Source organism: Ketogulonicigenium vulgare WSH-001 (assembly GCF_000223375.1).
Classification (GTDB): domain Bacteria; phylum Pseudomonadota; class Alphaproteobacteria; order Rhodobacterales; family Rhodobacteraceae; genus Ketogulonicigenium; species Ketogulonicigenium vulgare.
The window spans coordinates 1,484,251-1,500,607 of record NC_017384.1 but is presented as its reverse complement, the minus strand read 5'-3'; the positions used below and the strand labels follow the sequence as shown (position 1 = coordinate 1,500,607).

14 protein-coding genes and 2 pseudogenes are annotated in these 16,357 nt (G+C 61.2%); 8 read left to right on the top strand and 8 right to left on the bottom strand.

The window, feature by feature from the left end; translation table 11 throughout:
• Positions 1-590: 590 nt before the first annotated feature.
• The 6 genes from KVU_RS16170 to nikE all read left to right on the top strand — a co-directional run bounded on the left by KVU_RS16170 (position 591) and on the right by nikE (position 7,893).
• Complete coding sequence (locus KVU_RS16170) at positions 591-1,055, top strand: helicase (protein WP_014537835.1); 465 nt, start codon at positions 591-593, stop codon at positions 1,053-1,055.
• Positions 1,056-1,311: 256 nt separating this feature from the next.
• Entirely contained in the window at positions 1,312-2,907 is a 1,596-nt protein-coding gene (locus tag KVU_RS07330) for an ABC transporter substrate-binding protein (RefSeq protein ID WP_013384717.1), read from the top strand.
• Positions 2,908-2,952: 45 nt separating this feature from the next.
• Positions 2,953-3,918 (top strand): ABC transporter permease, encoded by a 966-nt coding sequence (locus KVU_RS07325; protein WP_014537834.1) that lies wholly within the window; start codon positions 2,953-2,955, stop codon positions 3,916-3,918.
• The gene (locus KVU_RS07320; protein WP_014537833.1) at positions 3,915-4,799 is read left to right on the top strand and encodes an ABC transporter permease; all 885 of its coding nucleotides are present in this window, start codon (positions 3,915-3,917) and stop codon (positions 4,797-4,799) included. Before KVU_RS07325 ends, KVU_RS07320 begins: the two co-directional genes overlap by 4 nt.
• A 3-nt stretch (positions 4,800-4,802) precedes the next feature.
• A complete protein-coding gene (locus KVU_RS07315) occupies positions 4,803-6,344 on the top strand; it encodes a Sapep family Mn(2+)-dependent dipeptidase (protein WP_014537832.1) in 1,542 nt (513 codons plus the stop codon).
• On the top strand, positions 6,337-7,893 hold the full coding sequence (gene nikE, locus KVU_RS07310; protein WP_013384713.1) for a nickel ABC transporter ATP-binding protein NikE: 1,557 nt from the start codon (positions 6,337-6,339) through the stop codon (positions 7,891-7,893). Before KVU_RS07315 ends, nikE begins: the two co-directional genes overlap by 8 nt.
• On the opposite strand, the gene KVU_RS16245 is transcribed toward nikE, so the two are convergent.
• The 3 genes from KVU_RS16245 to KVU_RS07295 form a co-directional block, all read right to left on the bottom strand.
• Positions 7,854-8,135, bottom strand: coding sequence for a hypothetical protein (locus KVU_RS16245; protein ID WP_236953066.1), 282 nt, complete (start codon positions 8,133-8,135; stop codon positions 7,854-7,856). The genes nikE and KVU_RS16245 overlap by 40 nt on opposite strands.
• A 78-nt stretch (positions 8,136-8,213) precedes the next feature.
• Positions 8,214-8,507, bottom strand: a complete 294-nt coding sequence (locus KVU_RS07300) for a hypothetical protein (RefSeq protein ID WP_236953065.1) — start codon at positions 8,505-8,507, stop codon at positions 8,214-8,216.
• A gap of 40 nt (positions 8,508-8,547) precedes the next feature.
• Complete coding sequence (locus KVU_RS07295) at positions 8,548-9,963, bottom strand: coniferyl aldehyde dehydrogenase (protein WP_013384711.1); 1,416 nt, start codon at positions 9,961-9,963, stop codon at positions 8,548-8,550.
• Positions 9,964-10,059: 96 nt separating this feature from the next.
• Here KVU_RS07295 and KVU_RS07290 point away from each other — a divergent pair, with 96 nt between their 5' ends.
• Positions 10,060-10,662 carry a TetR/AcrR family transcriptional regulator gene (locus tag KVU_RS07290; RefSeq protein ID WP_236953064.1) on the top strand — a complete coding sequence of 201 codons (603 nt, stop codon included), beginning with the start codon at positions 10,060-10,062 and terminating at the stop codon, positions 10,660-10,662.
• Here KVU_RS07290 and KVU_RS07285 read toward each other — a convergent pair whose 3' ends face one another.
• The 5 genes and pseudogenes from KVU_RS07285 to KVU_RS07270 all read right to left on the bottom strand — a co-directional run bounded on the left by KVU_RS07285 (position 10,663) and on the right by KVU_RS07270 (position 15,459).
• Positions 10,663-11,685 (bottom strand): FUSC family protein, encoded by a 1,023-nt coding sequence (locus KVU_RS07285; RefSeq protein WP_236953161.1) that lies wholly within the window; start codon positions 11,683-11,685, stop codon positions 10,663-10,665.
• Between the two features lie 30 nt (positions 11,686-11,715).
• Positions 11,716-12,060 (bottom strand): annotated as a pseudogene (locus tag KVU_RS16365) (LrgB family protein); the annotation flags it as partial.
• A gap of 75 nt (positions 12,061-12,135) precedes the next feature.
• Positions 12,136-13,262: pseudogene (locus KVU_RS07280) on the bottom strand (IS3 family transposase).
• A 300-nt stretch (positions 13,263-13,562) separates the two neighbouring features.
• A complete protein-coding gene (locus tag KVU_RS07275) occupies positions 13,563-14,513 on the bottom strand; it encodes a LysR family transcriptional regulator (RefSeq protein ID WP_013384706.1) in 951 nt (316 codons plus the stop codon).
• A 283-nt stretch (positions 14,514-14,796) separates the two neighbouring features.
• Positions 14,797-15,459, bottom strand: a complete 663-nt coding sequence (locus KVU_RS07270) for an isochorismatase family protein (RefSeq protein ID WP_014537831.1) — start codon at positions 15,457-15,459, stop codon at positions 14,797-14,799.
• 39 nt (positions 15,460-15,498) lie between these two features.
• Here KVU_RS07270 and KVU_RS07265 point away from each other — a divergent pair, with 39 nt between their 5' ends.
• Complete coding sequence (locus KVU_RS07265; RefSeq protein ID WP_236953063.1) at positions 15,499-16,347, top strand: TetR/AcrR family transcriptional regulator; 849 nt, start codon at positions 15,499-15,501, stop codon at positions 16,345-16,347.
• Positions 16,348-16,357: the final 10 nt, after the last annotated feature.

Below are 16,357 nucleotides of genomic sequence, written 5' to 3'. Positions count from 1 at the left end.
TCGGCGGATTTAGGTAGGCCCAACTGGTGTTTGTGTCTCTTTACAGGATGCGACGAATATCCGAGTTTGAGATAGTGCCTCTTGGTCTGAAGATGACGGATCTTGAGCAAGTAGATGTAGTTTGGTTTGGCGGTCCAGCTCTGTCCGCAGCCGGCGCAGTCGCACTAGCCCCTCGAGGAGCCCGTTGTTGCGGATAGTCTCGATCCGGTCGAGGTTGTTCGCATAGGACACGCGGCTGTCTCTCGGGGGCTGGCGCAACACGTCGGGTCTGTGTGGCTATGCCGGCGGCCCGGCCATCCTGCGCGCCTCGGCGTCGTACAATGTTGATGGCACGACCCCACCACGACCATAGCCTCTCTGGGGCTGCCGACCGGATTTGCGAGCGACTGGAACATATTTGCGGTTGTCCAGGAGGCCGGGGTGGGCCCGCGTCTGCAACCGCTACGGCATGGCACGGTTGCAGCAGCTGCCCAGACCGCTGACTGCATCCTGATGGGCAATGCGGCCTATCGCATAGGGGCGCTGGAAAACGGGTACACTGGCCAAACGCAGGTGGTATCAAGGTCGAGAGCAACCGTGGTCGCGAATATATGACGATGCGGCTCGAGGAGGATCAAGCGCGGCGGCAGGTCCATACGCCAGAAGACACCGAAACGCAGCTCGCTTCAGTGAATAATGTTATCATCGACCTCGAACGCTATTGCGAGCTGGTTCCGCTTTACAGCATGCCGACGCCCAAACGAAACCTCTACGTGGAGCTGAGGAAAGCAAAGGGAAGCTTCGAGGCGGAATGGGACACTATCGACCGCGATCAGGATATGGCGATCTTCGATTTTGCGTTCGGCAGCGTCCGGACCCGGGAGAAGCTGCGGCATTGTTGCATCGGTTTGACAGGGGTTCTTCCGGATCCCAACGAATTCATGACGGACTTCAGTGTTCCAATGCGCCCATTCAGTCCATGGTATAAGGACGACTTTCGTCTGAGGTTCTGTGGCGCATGGAGACCGGGAGGAGATTGCCTTCCTCGTGTTTCTCTCTTGATAGGACCTGCCTAAGCCCACGATTGTCGCCCGGATCCGCGCGCCATATGCGTCAGCCATTTCTCATGATGTGGGGGTAGGGCAGGGGGATTCTGATGCGTGAAGACGGCTGAAACAACAGGCATATTCTACGGTGGAAGTGGGGCTTTGTTTGCGTGTCGTTTTAAGGAATGCCTAACCTGCGGCGGCGCTAAAATGGACAAATCCCTTTCATTTACTGGCAGTTGAAAACTCCATAGCCTTTCGGGGAACTCACCCTGAAGGTGCCGTAATGAGAATTCGTCAAAGATTTTCGCTGCTTCTGACCGCCGCTTTATTGGCAAGCTCGGCGCTCTCGCCCGCTGCCGCGCAACCCGCCGATACGCTGCGCTATGCGCTGTGGAGCAATCCGAACGGCACGTTCCATCCGACGCTCTATTTCACTAATTATGACCGCGATGTCCTGTTCAACGTCTATAGCCGCCTTTACACGCTGGACGAGGCGCAGAACCCGCTGCCGGATCTGGCCGAAAGCTTTACCTATCAGGATGACGGCCGCAGTCTGATCATTCATTTGCGTGACGGCGTTACATGGCATGACGGCGTGGCCTTTAGCGCCGAAGATGTCGCCTTTACCTTTCAAAGCGCGGCCGCGCCTGATTTTCCGCGCGACTATCTGCCGTTCGTGCAGCATCTGGAAGGGTTCGAGGCCTATAGCACCGGCGTCGTTGCCGATCTGCCGGGCATTACGGTGATCGACCCGCTGACGGTGAAATTCACTTTTGACGCGCCCTATGCCGCAGCCTTTGCGACCTTTGCCGACCGTCCGATTTTGGCGCGCCATATCTGGCAGCCGATCCCCATCGCACAGTGGAATGAGGCGACAAGCGCGCTGCAAAACCCCATCGGGACGGGGCCGTTTCGCTTTGTCCGCTTCGTCTCGGATCAATATGTCGAGCTGGAGCGGAACGATTCCTATTACGGCGCGCCCGCTCAGCTATCGCGGCTGATCTATGTCGTGTCCAACCAGCAAACCTCGCAAACGGCGCTGATCAACGGCGAACTCGACATCGTGCCGCTGTCGTCCTGGAACCCGCGCGATCTGCAGACCTTTACCGATGCGGGGATCACGATTGACGAACAGGTTGGCACCTCGGCGCAATATCTGACACTGGATGCAACGGATACACGCCTATCGGATGTGCGGGTGCGGCAGGCGATCATCCACGCAATCGACCGTCAGGCGCTGGTCGACCAGCTGCTGTTCGGTCATGGGATTACCTTCAACACCAACGCACATCCCGACAGCCCCTATTATCCGGATGATCTGGATCCCTATGCCTATGACCCCGACCGCGCCAAGGCGCTGTTGGCCGAGGCGGGCTGGGTCGATAGTAACGGCGATGGCATCGTTGACAGGGACGGAGAATCCTTTGATTTCGCTCTCAATTTCCCAACGGGAAACCGCACGCGCGAATTGTCGGCCCCGATCATCCAACAATATCTGCGGGCGGTGGGGATCAATGTCGAGCTGGCCTCGGCCGATTTCAACTCGACCCTGTCGATCCTGCAAGATCCCTCTGTCGCCTTTGATGGCGTGTTGATGGGCGGCACATTCCGGCCTGGGATCTATGACAACAACCACTGGTGGGAGCGGTTCCAGAACGATCGACTGGTCGACCTGTCGGATCAGTTCAACGCGACTGTCGATCCCGATGCGCAGGCGCAATTGGTCGGTGACTGGCTGCGCGAGGTGAATGCCCAAGCCATCCGTGTCTGGCTTTACATTCCCAGCATCGGTTTCGCTGTCGGCCCGCGGGTCGAGGGATACCATCCCTATCCCTATGAACCCTTTGCCGGTGTGACCAACTGGCGGGCGCGCGACTGACAAAGCGCGGGGCGGATGACCATCCGCCCCGCCGGGGAATTTTGCATGTTTCATTATATTCTGCGACGGTTGCTGATCGCCGTGCCCGTGATCTTCGGCATTTCGGTCATCGTCTTTGCGCTGGTGCATTTGCAACCGGGCGATCCCTATGTCGCCATGATAGACCCGATGACCTCGCCCGAGGAGAAACAACGCCTGCTGGCCCGTCTGGGCTATTACGACCCGATCTGGGTCAAATATCTGCGCTGGATCGGGCGGGCGGCAGTGGGTGATTTCGGCTATTCAATCCAATATGGCGCGCCGGTGACGCAGGTGATCGCCAGTCGGATCGGGAATACTGCCCTGCTGGCGGGGACGGCTTTGGGGCTGACGCTGCTGGTGTCGGTGCCGGTCGGTGTCTGGGCCGGGCTAAGACGCGACGGACGGGCGGATGTGGCGCTATCGGTCGTGTCCTTTGTCATCGTCTCGATCCCGGCGTTCTTTCTGGCCATGCTGTTGATCAAGATCTTCGCGGCTGATCTGCGGTGGCTGCCAACCGGCGGTGTTGTCACGGTCGGGGCCGGGTATCGCGGCCTTGACCATCTGCGGGACGTCGCGGTGCATCTGATCTTGCCGGCAAGCGTGCTGGCGATCGGAAATGCCGCGATCATGAGCCGCTATCTGCGTGGCGCGGTGGCCGATATCGCCGATCAGGACTTTGTCCGCACGCTGTTTGCCAAGGGGCTGACACGCCGTCAGGTGATATTTCCGCATCTGCTGCGCAACGGGGCAAAGCCGCTGATCACGATGATCAGTCTTGAAATCCCCAGCCTGTTTTCGGCTGCGCTGCTGACCGAAACGATCTTTAACTGGCCCGGCATCGGTCGCCTGAATTTCGAGGCGGTGCAGAATCGTGATTACGCCCTGTTGATGGGGATCATCCTGATGCTGGCGCTGGTGACGGTCGTCGTGAACCTGCTGGCGGATCTGCTTTATGCGCTGGTCGACCCGAGGGTGAGGTTGGGATCATGAAACGGACCCTCTGGACAGATCCCTATTTCATCATCGGCGCCGTGCTGCTGGGCAGCGTCACCTTGCTTGCGATCTTTGCGCCGCTGATTGCGCCCTATGATCCGCTGGCAATCGATATGTTCGCGATCGAGGAGCCGCCGAGTGCCACCCATCTTCTGGGAACCGATGAAGTGGGGCGCGATGTCCTCAGCCGGTTGCTGTTCGGGGCGCGCGTCTCTGTGCTGGTCGGTCTGTCGGCGGTCGCGGTGCAACTGCTGATCGGCGTCACCCTTGGCGCATTGGCGGGCTATTTCGGTGGCATCACGGATGCGATCATCATGCGGCTGACTGAAATCGTCATGTGCTTTCCCTTTTACGCCATGGCGATCACGCTGGCGGCGCTATTCGGCGCGAGTTTGATGAATGTCGTCATCATCATCGGGCTGCTGAACTGGACGGGCCTCGCGCGCTTGGTGCGAGGAGAATTCCTGTCGCTGCGCGAGCGGGAATTCGTGCAGGCCGCAAAGGCTATCGGCGTCAATGATCTGACCATCATCATCCGCCATCTGCTGCGCAATGCCTATGGGCCGGTGATGGTCTATGCGACACTGGCGGTTGCAACGGCGGTGCTGGCGGAATCTGCGCTGAGTTTCCTTGGCCTTGGGGTGCGCCCGCCGCAGGCCAGCTGGGGCAATATCCTGTCGTCTGCACAAAGCCTGCGTGTGCTGACCTATCAATGGTGGCTATGGCTACCCGCCGGCATCGCCATCGTCATACTGGTCATGGGCATCAACTTTCTGGGCGAGGCACTGTCGCGTCATCTGACACCGCGTGCCTCGGCCATTCTGGCGGTGCTGAAACCAGCCCGCCGCGCGCGTCCTTCAATTTCGGCAAAGGAATAACCTATGGAACGTCAATATCCCGCCCATCCCGTGCCCGCCGATCTGGTGCCCGCCGCGCCGACTGCGGCAGAGCTGGCGCTTTTGGCACAGTTGGACGCGTGGTTCGCCGCGCATCGCGATGAATTCATTGCCGATCTGATCGATTGGGTGACATATCCATCGGTCAGCGATGACACGCAGGCCGCGCCGGGCGCGCCTTTCGGCCCCGATGTGGCAGCGGTCTTTGAACGCGTTCTCGCCCGCGCGGCGGAACTGGGTTTCCAAACCGAGACCCACGACGGCTATGCGATTTCCGTGCTGGGCGATCCCCCCTCGGGGGCCGAGGAAATCGGCCTTGCCTCGCATCTGGACGTGGTGCCTGCGGGCGAAAATTGGACCATCGCGCCCTATGAGGCCTTTTATCGCGATGGTTTCGTGCTGGGGCGGGGGGCTTCGGATAACAAGGGGCCGGCGCTGGTGGACCTCTATCTGCTGCGCGCCTTTCGTGACCTGGGGATCAACCTGCAACATCGCCTGCGCGTGATCTATGGCGGGGCCGAGGAGGTTGGCATGGCCGATCTGGAACATTACGCCGCGCATTATCCGGTGCCGCGCCTCAGCATCATTTCGGACGGCGGTTTTCCGGTGAACTTTGCGCAAAAAGGCAATCTGATCGCGACGATTGATTTCGCGGCCGGGCCGCAGCTGCGCGGGCTAAAGGCTGGCGTTGCCGTAAATGCGGTGCCCGCAACGGCAGGATTGGTGCTGGCGGGACTGGACCCTGTAACCGTTCTGGCGGCGACAGACCGCTTGCCTGCGGATCTGCGTAGCCGCCTGAGCGTCACTGCCGCAACGGGCGGCACGCATCTGCTGGTGCGCGGGCAATCGGGTCATGCGGCCTTTCCCGAAAACACGCTGAACGCCATCACGCTGTTGGCCCGCGCCTTGGCCGATAGCGGTCTGCTGGATGATCCGGCGGATCAGGCCGCGGCGGTGTTTTTGGCGCAGGTTCTGGACACGCCCTGGGGGGACGGGACGGGCACGGCCATTGCCGATGACGAGACCGGCCGCCTGACCCAAAACGGCGGCATTATCGCGCCTTACGGCGACGGGCTGCGCCTGCATATCGATATCCGTTATCCTGTGGCGGCGGATCATGAGACGCTGCTATCGGCACTGACGCGCGCCGCATCCGGCGTTGGCGGGCAGGTGCAGACGGTGCGCCACGCCTTTCCGGTCTATATCGAGCGTGAAAGCCCCCTCGTCTCATTGCTGCAATCGACTTTTAACACATTTGCTGAAGTGGATTCGGTGCCGTTTTCGATGGGCGGCGGCACCCATGCGAGGGTGCTGCCCAATTCGATCACCTTTGGGCCGGGTTTCGGGCGTGATCGTGTGCCAGTCGTGAACGGGGTGCGCACCGACAGCCGTCCAGATTTCATCCCGCCCGAGAACGGTTTCCCGCATGGGCCGGATGAATTCGTGTCGATCGACAATCTTTGGCGCGGCTTTCGTATCTATGCCATCACGCTGATCCGTCTGGATAAATGGCTGCAGCATGGCTGATATTCTGCAGATCACCGATCTTTGCGTCGACTTTGGCGCGGCCCGCGCCGTCGATGGCCTGTCCCTTGCATTGGCGCGGGGGCAGGTGACGGCCCTCGTGGGCGAATCCGGTTCGGGCAAGTCGATGACCGCAATGGCGGTGCTGGGCCTGCTGCCCGCGAATGCGCAAGTGACCGGCACAGTCGCGTTCGAGGGGGCGGTGATCCCTGCCGCCGCTGGCCTGGGACAATGGCGCGGGCGCGGCATCAGCACGGTCTTTCAGGACCCTTCGGCAGCCCTTGATCCAGTGTTCAGCATTGGCTTTCAAATTGCCGAGGTTTTGCGCCTGCGCCACCCCGATCAAAACGCCAGGGCCCGCAAAAAAGCTGTCATTGCCCTGCTGGCCGAGGTCGGAATCCCCGATCCCGCGCGGCGCATGCATGACTTTGCGCATCAGTTTTCGGGCGGCCAGCAACAGCGGATCATGATTGCGATGGCCCTTGCAGGCCGGCCGCAGCTGCTGATCGCGGACGAGCCGACAACCGCGCTGGATGTCACCGTGCAGCGCGACATTCTGGAACTGCTGCAACGGCTGGTGCGCGATCGCGATATGACGCTGCTGCTGATCACGCATGACATGGGCGTGGTGGCAGAGATGGCCGACCGCATTCTGGTGATGAAGGATGGCCGGCTGGTCGAGGCCGGGGAGGCGCCCGCGGCGCTGCGGGCACCACAATCCGCCTATACCCGGCACCTGCTGAACGCCGCGACGGCGCATCGCCCGTCGCCCGCGCCTGTTCAGGCGCTGGTCGTGCTGGCCGTGCGCGATCTGGTGCTGGGCTATCAACGCCCGTTTCGCGCGCCCCATAGGATTGTGCGCGGCGTGTCTTTTACCATCCATCGCGGCGAGACGCTGGGCCTGATCGGCGAAAGCGGGTCGGGAAAATCCACCACCGGCCGCAGCCTTGTCGGCCTGGCCAAAGTCATCGCGGGTGCTATCGAGTTCGAGGGCATGGATCTATCGGCACTGCGCGGCCCGTCGTTGCGTGCGGCGCGGGCGCGGATCGGCTTCGTGTTCCAAAGCCCCTCTGGCGCGCTGAACCCGAAATTGACCATCGCCCAGATCATCGCCGAGCCGCTGCGGGCGCATTTGTCGCTTGACCGGGCCGAAATCGACACCCGCGTCGCGGCGCTGATCGCGCAGGTCGAATTGCCCGCAAGCTTTGCAACGCGTCACCCGCATCAACTGTCGGGCGGCCAGAAGCAGCGCGTTGCCATCGCCCGGGCCTTGGCGCTTTCGCCCAGCCTGCTGATTGCGGATGAGCCGACCTCGGCGCTGGATGTGTCGATCCGGGGGGAGATTCTGGACTTGCTCCAGCGCATTCAGCAGGAAACCGGCCTCGCCTGCCTGTTCATCAGCCACGATCTGGAGGTGGTGCGCGGCATGTGCCACCGCGTTGCGATCATGCAAGACGGCGCCATTGTCGAGGCCAATACCAACGCCGCAATCTTTGCCGCACCGCAAGATCCCTATACGCGCAGGCTGCTTGCAAGCCGATATGGGCAGTGAGCAAACCCCGCTGCCTGCTGCCCGGCTTTCAGAAAACCGAGACAGGCGAGCATTGTATAAAGGAAAAGGTCAGGGCCACGCCGACCATGATTGGCCAGATGTGGTCCCGCGATAAAGGCCATTGCGATAGTCGCGCGGAGAATATCCATATATACGTTTGAAAAAACGCAGAAATAGGCCGGATCTGGAAATCCGAAGCTGGCTGAAATCTCGGCGGTCTGCATGGCTGATGTCTCCAGCATCTGGCAGGCCTCGGCATACAGGCGGGTGTGGATGCGGGCGTTGTTTTGGCTATGGCGCCGGTCTGGCGAATGATCTGCTCAATGCGGCTTCAGCAACTGCAGGACATAGGCTCCGCCGTGGATGTAAAGAGTATGCGTCCGCGCGGCGTTCCGGCGCGGTATCAGGTGATTGGTGCTGAAGCCGTCGGGGCCGACCTCCTCGGTAATCGTGCAGAGGCGATGCAGAGCTTCCGTGGGTTTCGGCGCGACGGGGTAACGGCGCGTCAGAAGCTGCTGGCGCGTCTTTTCGACCGGGTCGGTGTGGTCGCGGAACGCAAGGCCGGCGTCCCAGACCGTCAGGCGCATCGGAACGGAGGGTCCGGCAAAATTCATCGGTATCGTCCATTGATCCGGACGGTAATGGCGGGGACCGTCAGCGCAGAATGAACCCGAACACCCTGTCGGCGAAACGGCCGAAGGGAGCGCGAAGCAGGCTGGCGGCGTTCCAGCGGCCCTGGGCATAGATGCCCTTGGCATGGCTCATGGTGCGGAAACCCTCGATGCCATGATACGCGCCCATCCCGCTCGGGCCGACGCCGCCGAAGGGCAGATCCTCCTGCCCATAGTGCATCAACGTGTTGTTGATCCCCACATTGCCCGAGGTGGTGCGGGCGAGGACCTTGCGGCGATCGGAATCGTCGGCGCCGAAGTAATAGAGGGCCAGCGGCCGAGGGCGGGCATTCACATAGGCGATGGCCTCGTCGAGATCCCGATAGGTCACGACCGGCAGCACGGGGCCGAAGATCTCCTCCTGCATGACCTCCATCTCATCGGTAGGGTCGAGGATCAGCGTGGGCGCCAGCGCGTGTGCACGCGGCTCCGCCTGCCGGCCCAGCGGCACGATACGCGCGCCCTTCGCCGCCGCATCCTCGATCAGGCCGTTGAGCCGGGCGAAGTGCCGCTTGTTGATGATCGAGGTATAGTCCGGGCTGGCTATTCCCTGCGGATAAAGCGTCGAGACGGCGCGGTCGAAGGCCGCGCGGAACGGCTCGACCTCGTCAGCATGGACCAAGACGTAATCGGGCGCGACGCAGGTCTGGCCGGCATTGGCGTATTTGCCGAAGGCGATCCCCGAGGCCGTCGCATCATCGGCATGGCCGGGGGCGATGATGACGGGCGACTTGCCGCCAAGCTCCAGCGTGACGGGAACCAGATTCTCCGCAGCGGCGCGCATCACCGCCTTGCCCACTCGTGTGCTGCCGGTGAATAGCAGGTGGTCGAACGGCAGCGCCGTGAAGGCCGCGCCCACTTCGGCATCGCCGGCGACTACGGCAACCTGATCGGGCGGGAAGAGCTTGCCCAGCATCGTCGCGATCAGCGCACTCGTCTGCGGGGTCAGTTCCGACGGCTTTATCATGGCCCGGTTTCCTGCCGCGATCGCCGTCGCAAGCGGCATCAGCGCCAGTCCGACAGGGTAGTTCCAGGGCGACACGATGCCGATGACGCCCAGCGGCTGATATTCGACACGCGCGCTGGCAAAGCGGAAAGTGAGCGCGACATGGCGCCGCTCTGGCCGCATGAAGCGGCGAAGGTTGCGCGATAGGTAGTCGATCCCCTGCACCACGGTCATGATCTCCATCATCGCGGTCTCGTGCCGCGAGCGATGGCCGAAGTCGGCGTTCACTGCGCGTTCGATCTGGTCGCGATGCGCGAGGATCGCCGCACGCAGCCCCTTCAGGTCGGCCTTGCGCGCGGCGAGCGCAGGCGGGCCTTCCTGCAGGAAGGCGGCACGCTGGGCAGCAAGGATATCGTCGAACGGGGATGAAATGGCGGCATCGGAATGGGTCATGACGGCCTCATGTTTCTGTTGTAAACATAATCGTGCTTGACATAGGGCGTAAAGTTTACGATGTCAACATAAATTGACACCGATAACATGAAGCCGATGACCGAGACACCCTCCCGCCCCTATCACCACGGCGATCTAAAACGCGCCCTGCTCGATACCGCGATGCAGATGCTGGCCGAGGCCGGCGGCTGGCAATTCACCTTGCGGGAGGTCGCGCGGCGGGCTGGCGTCAGCCACTCCGCCCCCTACAAGCATTTCTCCGACAAGGGGGAGCTGTTGGCGGGGCTTGCGCTGATCGGTTTCGACCGCCTGCGCGAAGAATTGCAGCGGGCGCAGCAGGCACTGCCCGGCGGCATCGAGGCAGAGTTCGACGCGATGGCAAAGGCCTATCTGGGCTTTGGCCAAGGCAACGCGGCGCTCTATCGGCTTATGTTCGGCCCCGAGGTCACCAGCGCGACCCGGCTGCACACGGACCCCCGCGCGCTTAGTACGTTCGAGATCGTCGTCGAGCTGCTGGAACGCGGCCAATCCGCAGGTATTTTCCGAAAACGACCGGTACAGGGTCAGGCGGCCGCCTGCTGGGCGCAAATGCATGGATTGACCCTGCTGACGCTGGATGGCCTCCTGCTGCCAGAAAAGGTCGGCGCGAATGCCGTTGAAGCTGCGCTTGAGGCCCTGTGCGAGGGGCTGTGCTGCTGATCAGGGCGGCGACTTCACGCACGTCGTTGGCAGCATTTTGTTCAGAATGTCCAACGGTGAGATCAATGGCAGCCATGCCGGGTCTGTGAGGCCGATTGTTGGCGATCCTTTGCGATAAGGCAGAATGTCGTTGCCCGCCTTGCCGCTGGCACGTGCCCCAAGCATCTGCAGGTGGCTTGCGAGGCCGGGAGGCTGCCGGCTTCCCTGGCGCAAGGCCTCATGCAGCGCGTCGCCAAGCAAAAGCGCCGCAGCACAGATACGGATCGCGTCATGTTCGCTCTGATCGGCCGCTGCCGTGACGGGACCGGCGGCCAGACGTCCGCGCAAAGACCAGCGGGCGGCATAACGCGCAGCATCGGCACCATCGCGTAGCAACACCAGGTCTTCCTGCGCCTGCATGATCAGGCCGAGCGCGGTGTCCGCCTTAGTCGGATCGGCGTTCTGCACTGCGCTGGCCGCAGTTTTGAGTGCCGTCCCAATCCGCAGCAGGAGATTGTGCATGGCACCGTCGACCTGGCGCAGTGGATCAGGCGTCAGCAGAATTTGGCTGAACAGAAGACCCACACCAGCGCCGACGAACACGTCTTGCATCCTGTGCCATCCCGCGTTCTCCGGCCCCATCGCCAACACCAGCACTGCCGAGACGCCGGCCTGGATCGGCACCACTGCGGGCAGGCCGAAGGCAGAGGCGATCAGGATTGAGCACAGCACGGCTCCCGACATGCGCAATAGTGCCAGCGCTCCGGCCCCCATCAGGCTGTCTGGGACCAGCAACGCCAGCTCGCCCATCAGAATGCCGATTGCGACACCGAGCATTATACCCACCGCCTGCCGCCCGTGATTGGGCAGGCCAGGAGCAAGGCAGACAATGGCAGTCACGATGGCGAAGACCGGATGGGTATGGCCGAATAGCCCACTGGCAAGCAGCCAAGCCAGCGCGCCGGCGACCGCGGAGGCGAGCGCATCGCGCCCAGCGGCGGCGATGCGATTGAAAGACAGGGACAGACGCGTTGTGTGTTTCATGGTACATCCAAGCAGAAGTGCTACCAGCGGGGCGGCCAGTACATTCAGAAGCCCGAGCAGTACCATGACAAGGCCGACGTAGCCCCCTCGGTCGCGGCAATTGGTACCGGCGCCATGGGTCCCCAGCCGGAACAATGGCTCGCGCGCAAGCGCTATGGCAATGCGGAATCTTGCGAGGATCACGCCGCCCAGCACTGTGTCCACAATTTCTGTGATGACCACGAAGACAGCAGTAAGGTCGGGAAACCCGCCAATCTGGTTGGAGAACCTGTGCGACGCGCGATCTCGCGGATCGGTAGCTTCTCTCGCAGAGCCATCCGGCGAATGACATTCAAAAGTCCCATGTGAATCACTCCTTGTCCCCCCGTCGCTCACCGCGTTGGGGAAGGGTCACATGGTTCAATTCTCAATGGAAATGATCAGCCCCACTTGAGTGCTCCATTTTGAAAGTTAGTGGATGACCAGCCTCTGGCCCATCGCGATGATGGCTTCCGGGGCCGGTGGTCTGTAGCCCAATGCGCTGTGTGGTCGTTTCGTGTTGTAATGCTTCCTCCACTGTTCGATCAGGATCTGTGCCTCGCGGAGGCTGTAGAAGACCTCCCCGTTCAGCATTTCATCGCGGAAACGGGCGTTGAAGCTTTCGCAGTAGCCATTCTCCCAGGGCGATCCGGGTTCAATGTAGGCCGTTTCTGCGCCGACGGCGCTGATCCAGTCCCGAACAGCGAGGGCTATGAACTCCGGGCCATTGTCGGAACGGATGAAGGCTGGCACGCCGCGCAAGATGAACAGGTCTGTCAGCGCATCGATCACGTCTGTCGAGTTCAACTTGCGCCGCACCCTGATCGTCAGGCATTCGCGGCTGAACTCATCAAGGATGTTCAGCGTCCGAAACACCTTGCCGTCATCGGTGCGGCAGTGAACAAAATCATACGACCAAACATGATCCCGGTATTGCGGCCGCAACCGGACGCAGGATCCGTCGTTCAGCCATAGTCGGCCCTTCTTCGGTTGCTTTATCGGCACCTTCAGCCCCTCTCGCCGCCATAGGCGCTCGACCCTCTTGTCGTTCACCTGCCATCCGGCATTCCGCAACAAGGCCGCAATCCGGCGATAGCCGTAGCGGCCATATTGCCTGGCCAACTCAATCATGTCGGCGACCAGGCGATCTTCGTCCGTCCGCCCTCGCGGCAGCTTGCGCTGTGTCGAGCGATGCTGGCGCAGCACTTGGCAGGCCCGACGCTCGGAAACGCCCAGCTCACTGCGGACATGGTCAATGCAGGCCCGGCGGCGAGCGTGGCTTAAAAGTTTCCCCGCGCGGCCTCCGTCAGGATCAGCTTATCCAGCGTCAGGTCAGACACCGCACGCCCGAGCAGTTCATTCTCTTATTGAAGGCGCTTCAGTTCCTTCATCTGACCCACGCCCATCCCACCGTATTGCTTGCGCCAGCGGTAATACGTCTGCTCGACAACGCCGATACGCCTGACCGCGTCAAGACGGGACAAACCTTGCCCCATCAGAACCTCAACCTGCCGCAACTTCGAGACAATCTCTTCCGCCTTCGGCCGCTTGTTTGCCATTCTTGATCCTCCGTTTCCTAAACATAACAGCGGACCAATTCACAGGGGGAGGAGCACTCTGCAAAAGCAGCTGGCGAGTAATCACGCGGATGCGCAAAGCATTTTCGATATGGTGCCAAGGCTGGGGCTGCTTTTGGAAGGGACTTTGATAGGTTGCCACGCTGCTGCAATCGGGGCGGCTTGCCGATGCCGCGGCCACCCCGAGAGATCGGCTGACGTGCGCGCGCAAAAATCGCTACCCTCTGCGCTGCGGGCCCCTCATGCGGATCAGGCCGCATATACAAAAGCGCCGCGCGCGGCTCAAACGGGCAGGCTGACGACGCGGTTTTCCATTTCTTCGCGCAGGATCGCCATAAAGGCTTTCAGCGGCGACGAGAACGGAACGCCGCGCCTGGTCAATGTGCAGGCCCAGACCTCGCGCGTGGGGACAAAGGGCAGGCAGACCACGTTTTGCAGGGCATGCGCCGATGCCGAATAGGGATCGACCATTGCGGTGCCGATGCCGCGTTCCGCAAGGTTGACGGCGGTCGCGCAATAGCGCACCTCCAGCCTTGGGTGATAGTCCGCTTGGCGCTCGGTAAAGGCCGACCGGATCAACTGCCCCAGGTTGCTGTCGCCTGCGAGGCCGATATAGGGCTGCGCGTGCAGATCCTCGGGCGAGATGGCGTGCTTTTCGCTTAGGGGGCTGCTGCGGGGCACCACGGCCACCATGCGCGTGCGGTGGATCGGGGTCACGTTCAGCGCGGTTTCGATATTGCCCTCGAACACGGCCAGCCCCAGATCCATGCGCCCCGATTGCACGGCGTCGCGCAGCTCTGTCATGCGCACGACCTCGTATTCGGTCGCAATCTCACTGTTGGTTTGCAAGATGCGCGCCAGCGCTAGCGGGGCATAGGAATAGCCCAAGGGCGGTGTCGAGATGATGCGTAGCTGCCCGGATGACCCCTTTGACAGGCCCTCGGCGCGGATTTCCAGCGCACGCATGGCGCGAAAAACTTGTCGCACATCGCTATGTAAAATAACGGCGCTATTGGTCGGGCTGAGGCGACGACCAACGCGTTCGAACAAGGTGACATTGAGCGCTTGTTCCAATTGCTTGATGCTTTGGGATACCGCGGGCTGGGTGATCTCGAGACGCTCGGCCACCGCCGCCGTGGTCCAGCCGTCCATCATCGTGGCAAAAATCTCGAGATGCCGCAGTGTGATGTTGGGCGATAGCAAGAGGCGTTGGATCGAGAATGCGTTGTTCATGATCGCCTGAGGCTAATGCTGCGGACAAAGCCGAACAAGAGGTGTCAAAAAGAATGTATATCCGCTGTCGCGTATGGGCTAGCCGTTGCAAAAGAGGAATATAGCCGCTTGAACGTGGCATTCCCCTCGTCAAGGGCGTGTCGCCGGGCCGCATTGAACAGGTCTTTGGCATTGGGCGTGTCGAAGATCGCAGATCCCTGAAACGGCCCTTTTTTACGAGGCTGCGCCAGTGAAACGGGCGCAGCCTATGGATTGCAATGCGCAATCTGAAACGTCAGGCAGGTTACAGGCGCCCGCGCAGCTCGGTCAGCACGGCGTCGATCCCCATGACGTCGCCATATTTCGCGCAGATGTCGTAAAGGCTGGCAAAATGGGGGCTTTCGTGTTTGTCGGCGACGCATTCTTCGACCACGATGGCGCGGTAACTACGCGAGAGCGCCTCGACCGCCGAGGCGCGCACGCAGCCCGAGGTCGATCCACCAGTCAGGATAACCGTGTCCACCTTTTTAAAGGTAAAGAGCGACGGCAACAGCGTCTCGGTAAAGACCGACGCCATATGCTTGCGCAGCTTGATATCACTGTCGGCAATGTTCAGGCGTGGGTCCAGTTCGGCGCGGGGGCTGCCGTCCTTGATATTTTGCAACGAGTCCGGCGTGTCCGTCCGCGTCCCCCATAGGCCAGCATCCTCGGAATGGGGCAAATACGCCACATAGGTCCAAATTACGGGGGCGCCCAGTTGGCGGCAGACATCGGTCAGGGTGTTGATGTGATCCATCTGCTGGGGATGGCCGGTGTAGGCTGTTTTGAAGCTGCCCACATCCGTATAGGCGCGCTGCAGGTCGATATTGACCAATGCAACCCGCTCGCCCAGGCCAAAGGGTTTGCGGGGCGGGTTTTGACGAATGCCCTCGTACATTTGGCGGGCCGTCTTGTCAGAGAGTTCCATGCGAGTCCAATGTATTAAACAACAGTTTCAAACAAATTTATGACTCGCGTCGCCTTTTCTGTCAACGATATCATGTATAGTGTAAACCGACCGTCGAGCAGGAAAAGCCAAAGGCAATCCGGGCGCATAATCACGAATGAGAATGAACGCATGAAAGCTGCCGAACTTCATGATGCCGCGCCGCAGGGCAGCGAAAGCACCCGCGACAGAATTATGGAAGCGACCAAGATTCTGGTTGCGCGCAAAGGGGTTAGGGCGACAACGGTCCGCGATATCTGCCATGCGACAGGGGTGAATATCGCTGCGGTCAACTATTATTTCCGCTCAAAAAGTGACCTGACGCGTCAGGCCTTGCTGGGGATTCTCGAGCCGGTGAATCGTCACCGCGAGACTTTGCTGCGCGCTGCGATCGAAGAATATGGCGCCGCGCCAGTGCCTGTTGAACGCATTATCGCCTGTCTTGCACAGCCGATGATCGACGATATCGATGAGAAAACGGGCAGTAGTCTTTTCCTTCGGGCGTTGCAGCATATGCGGGCCGAGCTTGCGACCGAGGTCAATCAGTTCGTTCACAACTCCTTTGACTCCGTCGCCCAGCTTTTTGTCAATCAGCTGGCGCGCAGCCTGCCCGAGCTTTCACGCTCGGAAGTGGCGTGGCGGTACGAGTTGTTGCGCGGGTCGGTCATCCATATTCTGGCCGACTGCGATCCCTTGGTCGGCAAGCTGCGTTTTCTGGGTGTGGGGCCCGGTTCGGCCATCCAATCGCCCGAGGATCGTGCCTATGCGCTGCAAGCGATTATTGCCTATAGTATCGGCGGCTTGACCGCGCCGCCGGCCTGGCCGAGCAGCAGCGAGTTCATCGTGCTGAAGGTAGCGCCCAATCCTTGATCGTTTTGCG

Excerpts from the sequence above, each read along its gene's own strand:
- KVU_RS16170 (WP_014537835.1), top strand. The coding sequence starts at position 591 with ATGACGATGCGGCTCGAGGAGGATCAAGCGCGGCGGCAGGTCCATACG.
- KVU_RS07330 (WP_013384717.1), top strand. The coding sequence starts at position 1,312 with ATGAGAATTCGTCAAAGATTTTCGCTGCTTCTGACCGCCGCTTTATTG.
- KVU_RS07325 (WP_014537834.1), top strand. The coding sequence starts at position 2,953 with ATGTTTCATTATATTCTGCGACGGTTGCTGATCGCCGTGCCCGTGATC.
- KVU_RS07320 (WP_014537833.1), top strand. The coding sequence starts at position 3,915 with ATGAAACGGACCCTCTGGACAGATCCCTATTTCATCATCGGCGCCGTG.
- KVU_RS07315 (WP_014537832.1), top strand. The coding sequence starts at position 4,803 with ATGGAACGTCAATATCCCGCCCATCCCGTGCCCGCCGATCTGGTGCCC.
- nikE (WP_013384713.1), top strand. The coding sequence starts at position 6,337 with ATGGCTGATATTCTGCAGATCACCGATCTTTGCGTCGACTTTGGCGCG.
- KVU_RS16245 (WP_236953066.1), bottom strand. The coding sequence starts at position 8,135 with ATGCTGGAGACATCAGCCATGCAGACCGCCGAGATTTCAGCCAGCTTC.
- KVU_RS07300 (WP_236953065.1), bottom strand. The coding sequence starts at position 8,507 with ATGAATTTTGCCGGACCCTCCGTTCCGATGCGCCTGACGGTCTGGGAC.
- KVU_RS07295 (WP_013384711.1), bottom strand. The coding sequence starts at position 9,963 with ATGACCCATTCCGATGCCGCCATTTCATCCCCGTTCGACGATATCCTT.
- KVU_RS07290 (WP_236953064.1), top strand. The coding sequence starts at position 10,060 with ATGACCGAGACACCCTCCCGCCCCTATCACCACGGCGATCTAAAACGC.
- KVU_RS07285 (WP_236953161.1), bottom strand. The coding sequence starts at position 11,685 with ATGAAACACACAACGCGTCTGTCCCTGTCTTTCAATCGCATCGCCGCC.
- KVU_RS07275 (WP_013384706.1), bottom strand. The coding sequence starts at position 14,513 with ATGAACAACGCATTCTCGATCCAACGCCTCTTGCTATCGCCCAACATC.
- KVU_RS07270 (WP_014537831.1), bottom strand. The coding sequence starts at position 15,459 with ATGGAACTCTCTGACAAGACGGCCCGCCAAATGTACGAGGGCATTCGT.
- KVU_RS07265 (WP_236953063.1), top strand. The coding sequence starts at position 15,499 with ATGACTCGCGTCGCCTTTTCTGTCAACGATATCATGTATAGTGTAAAC.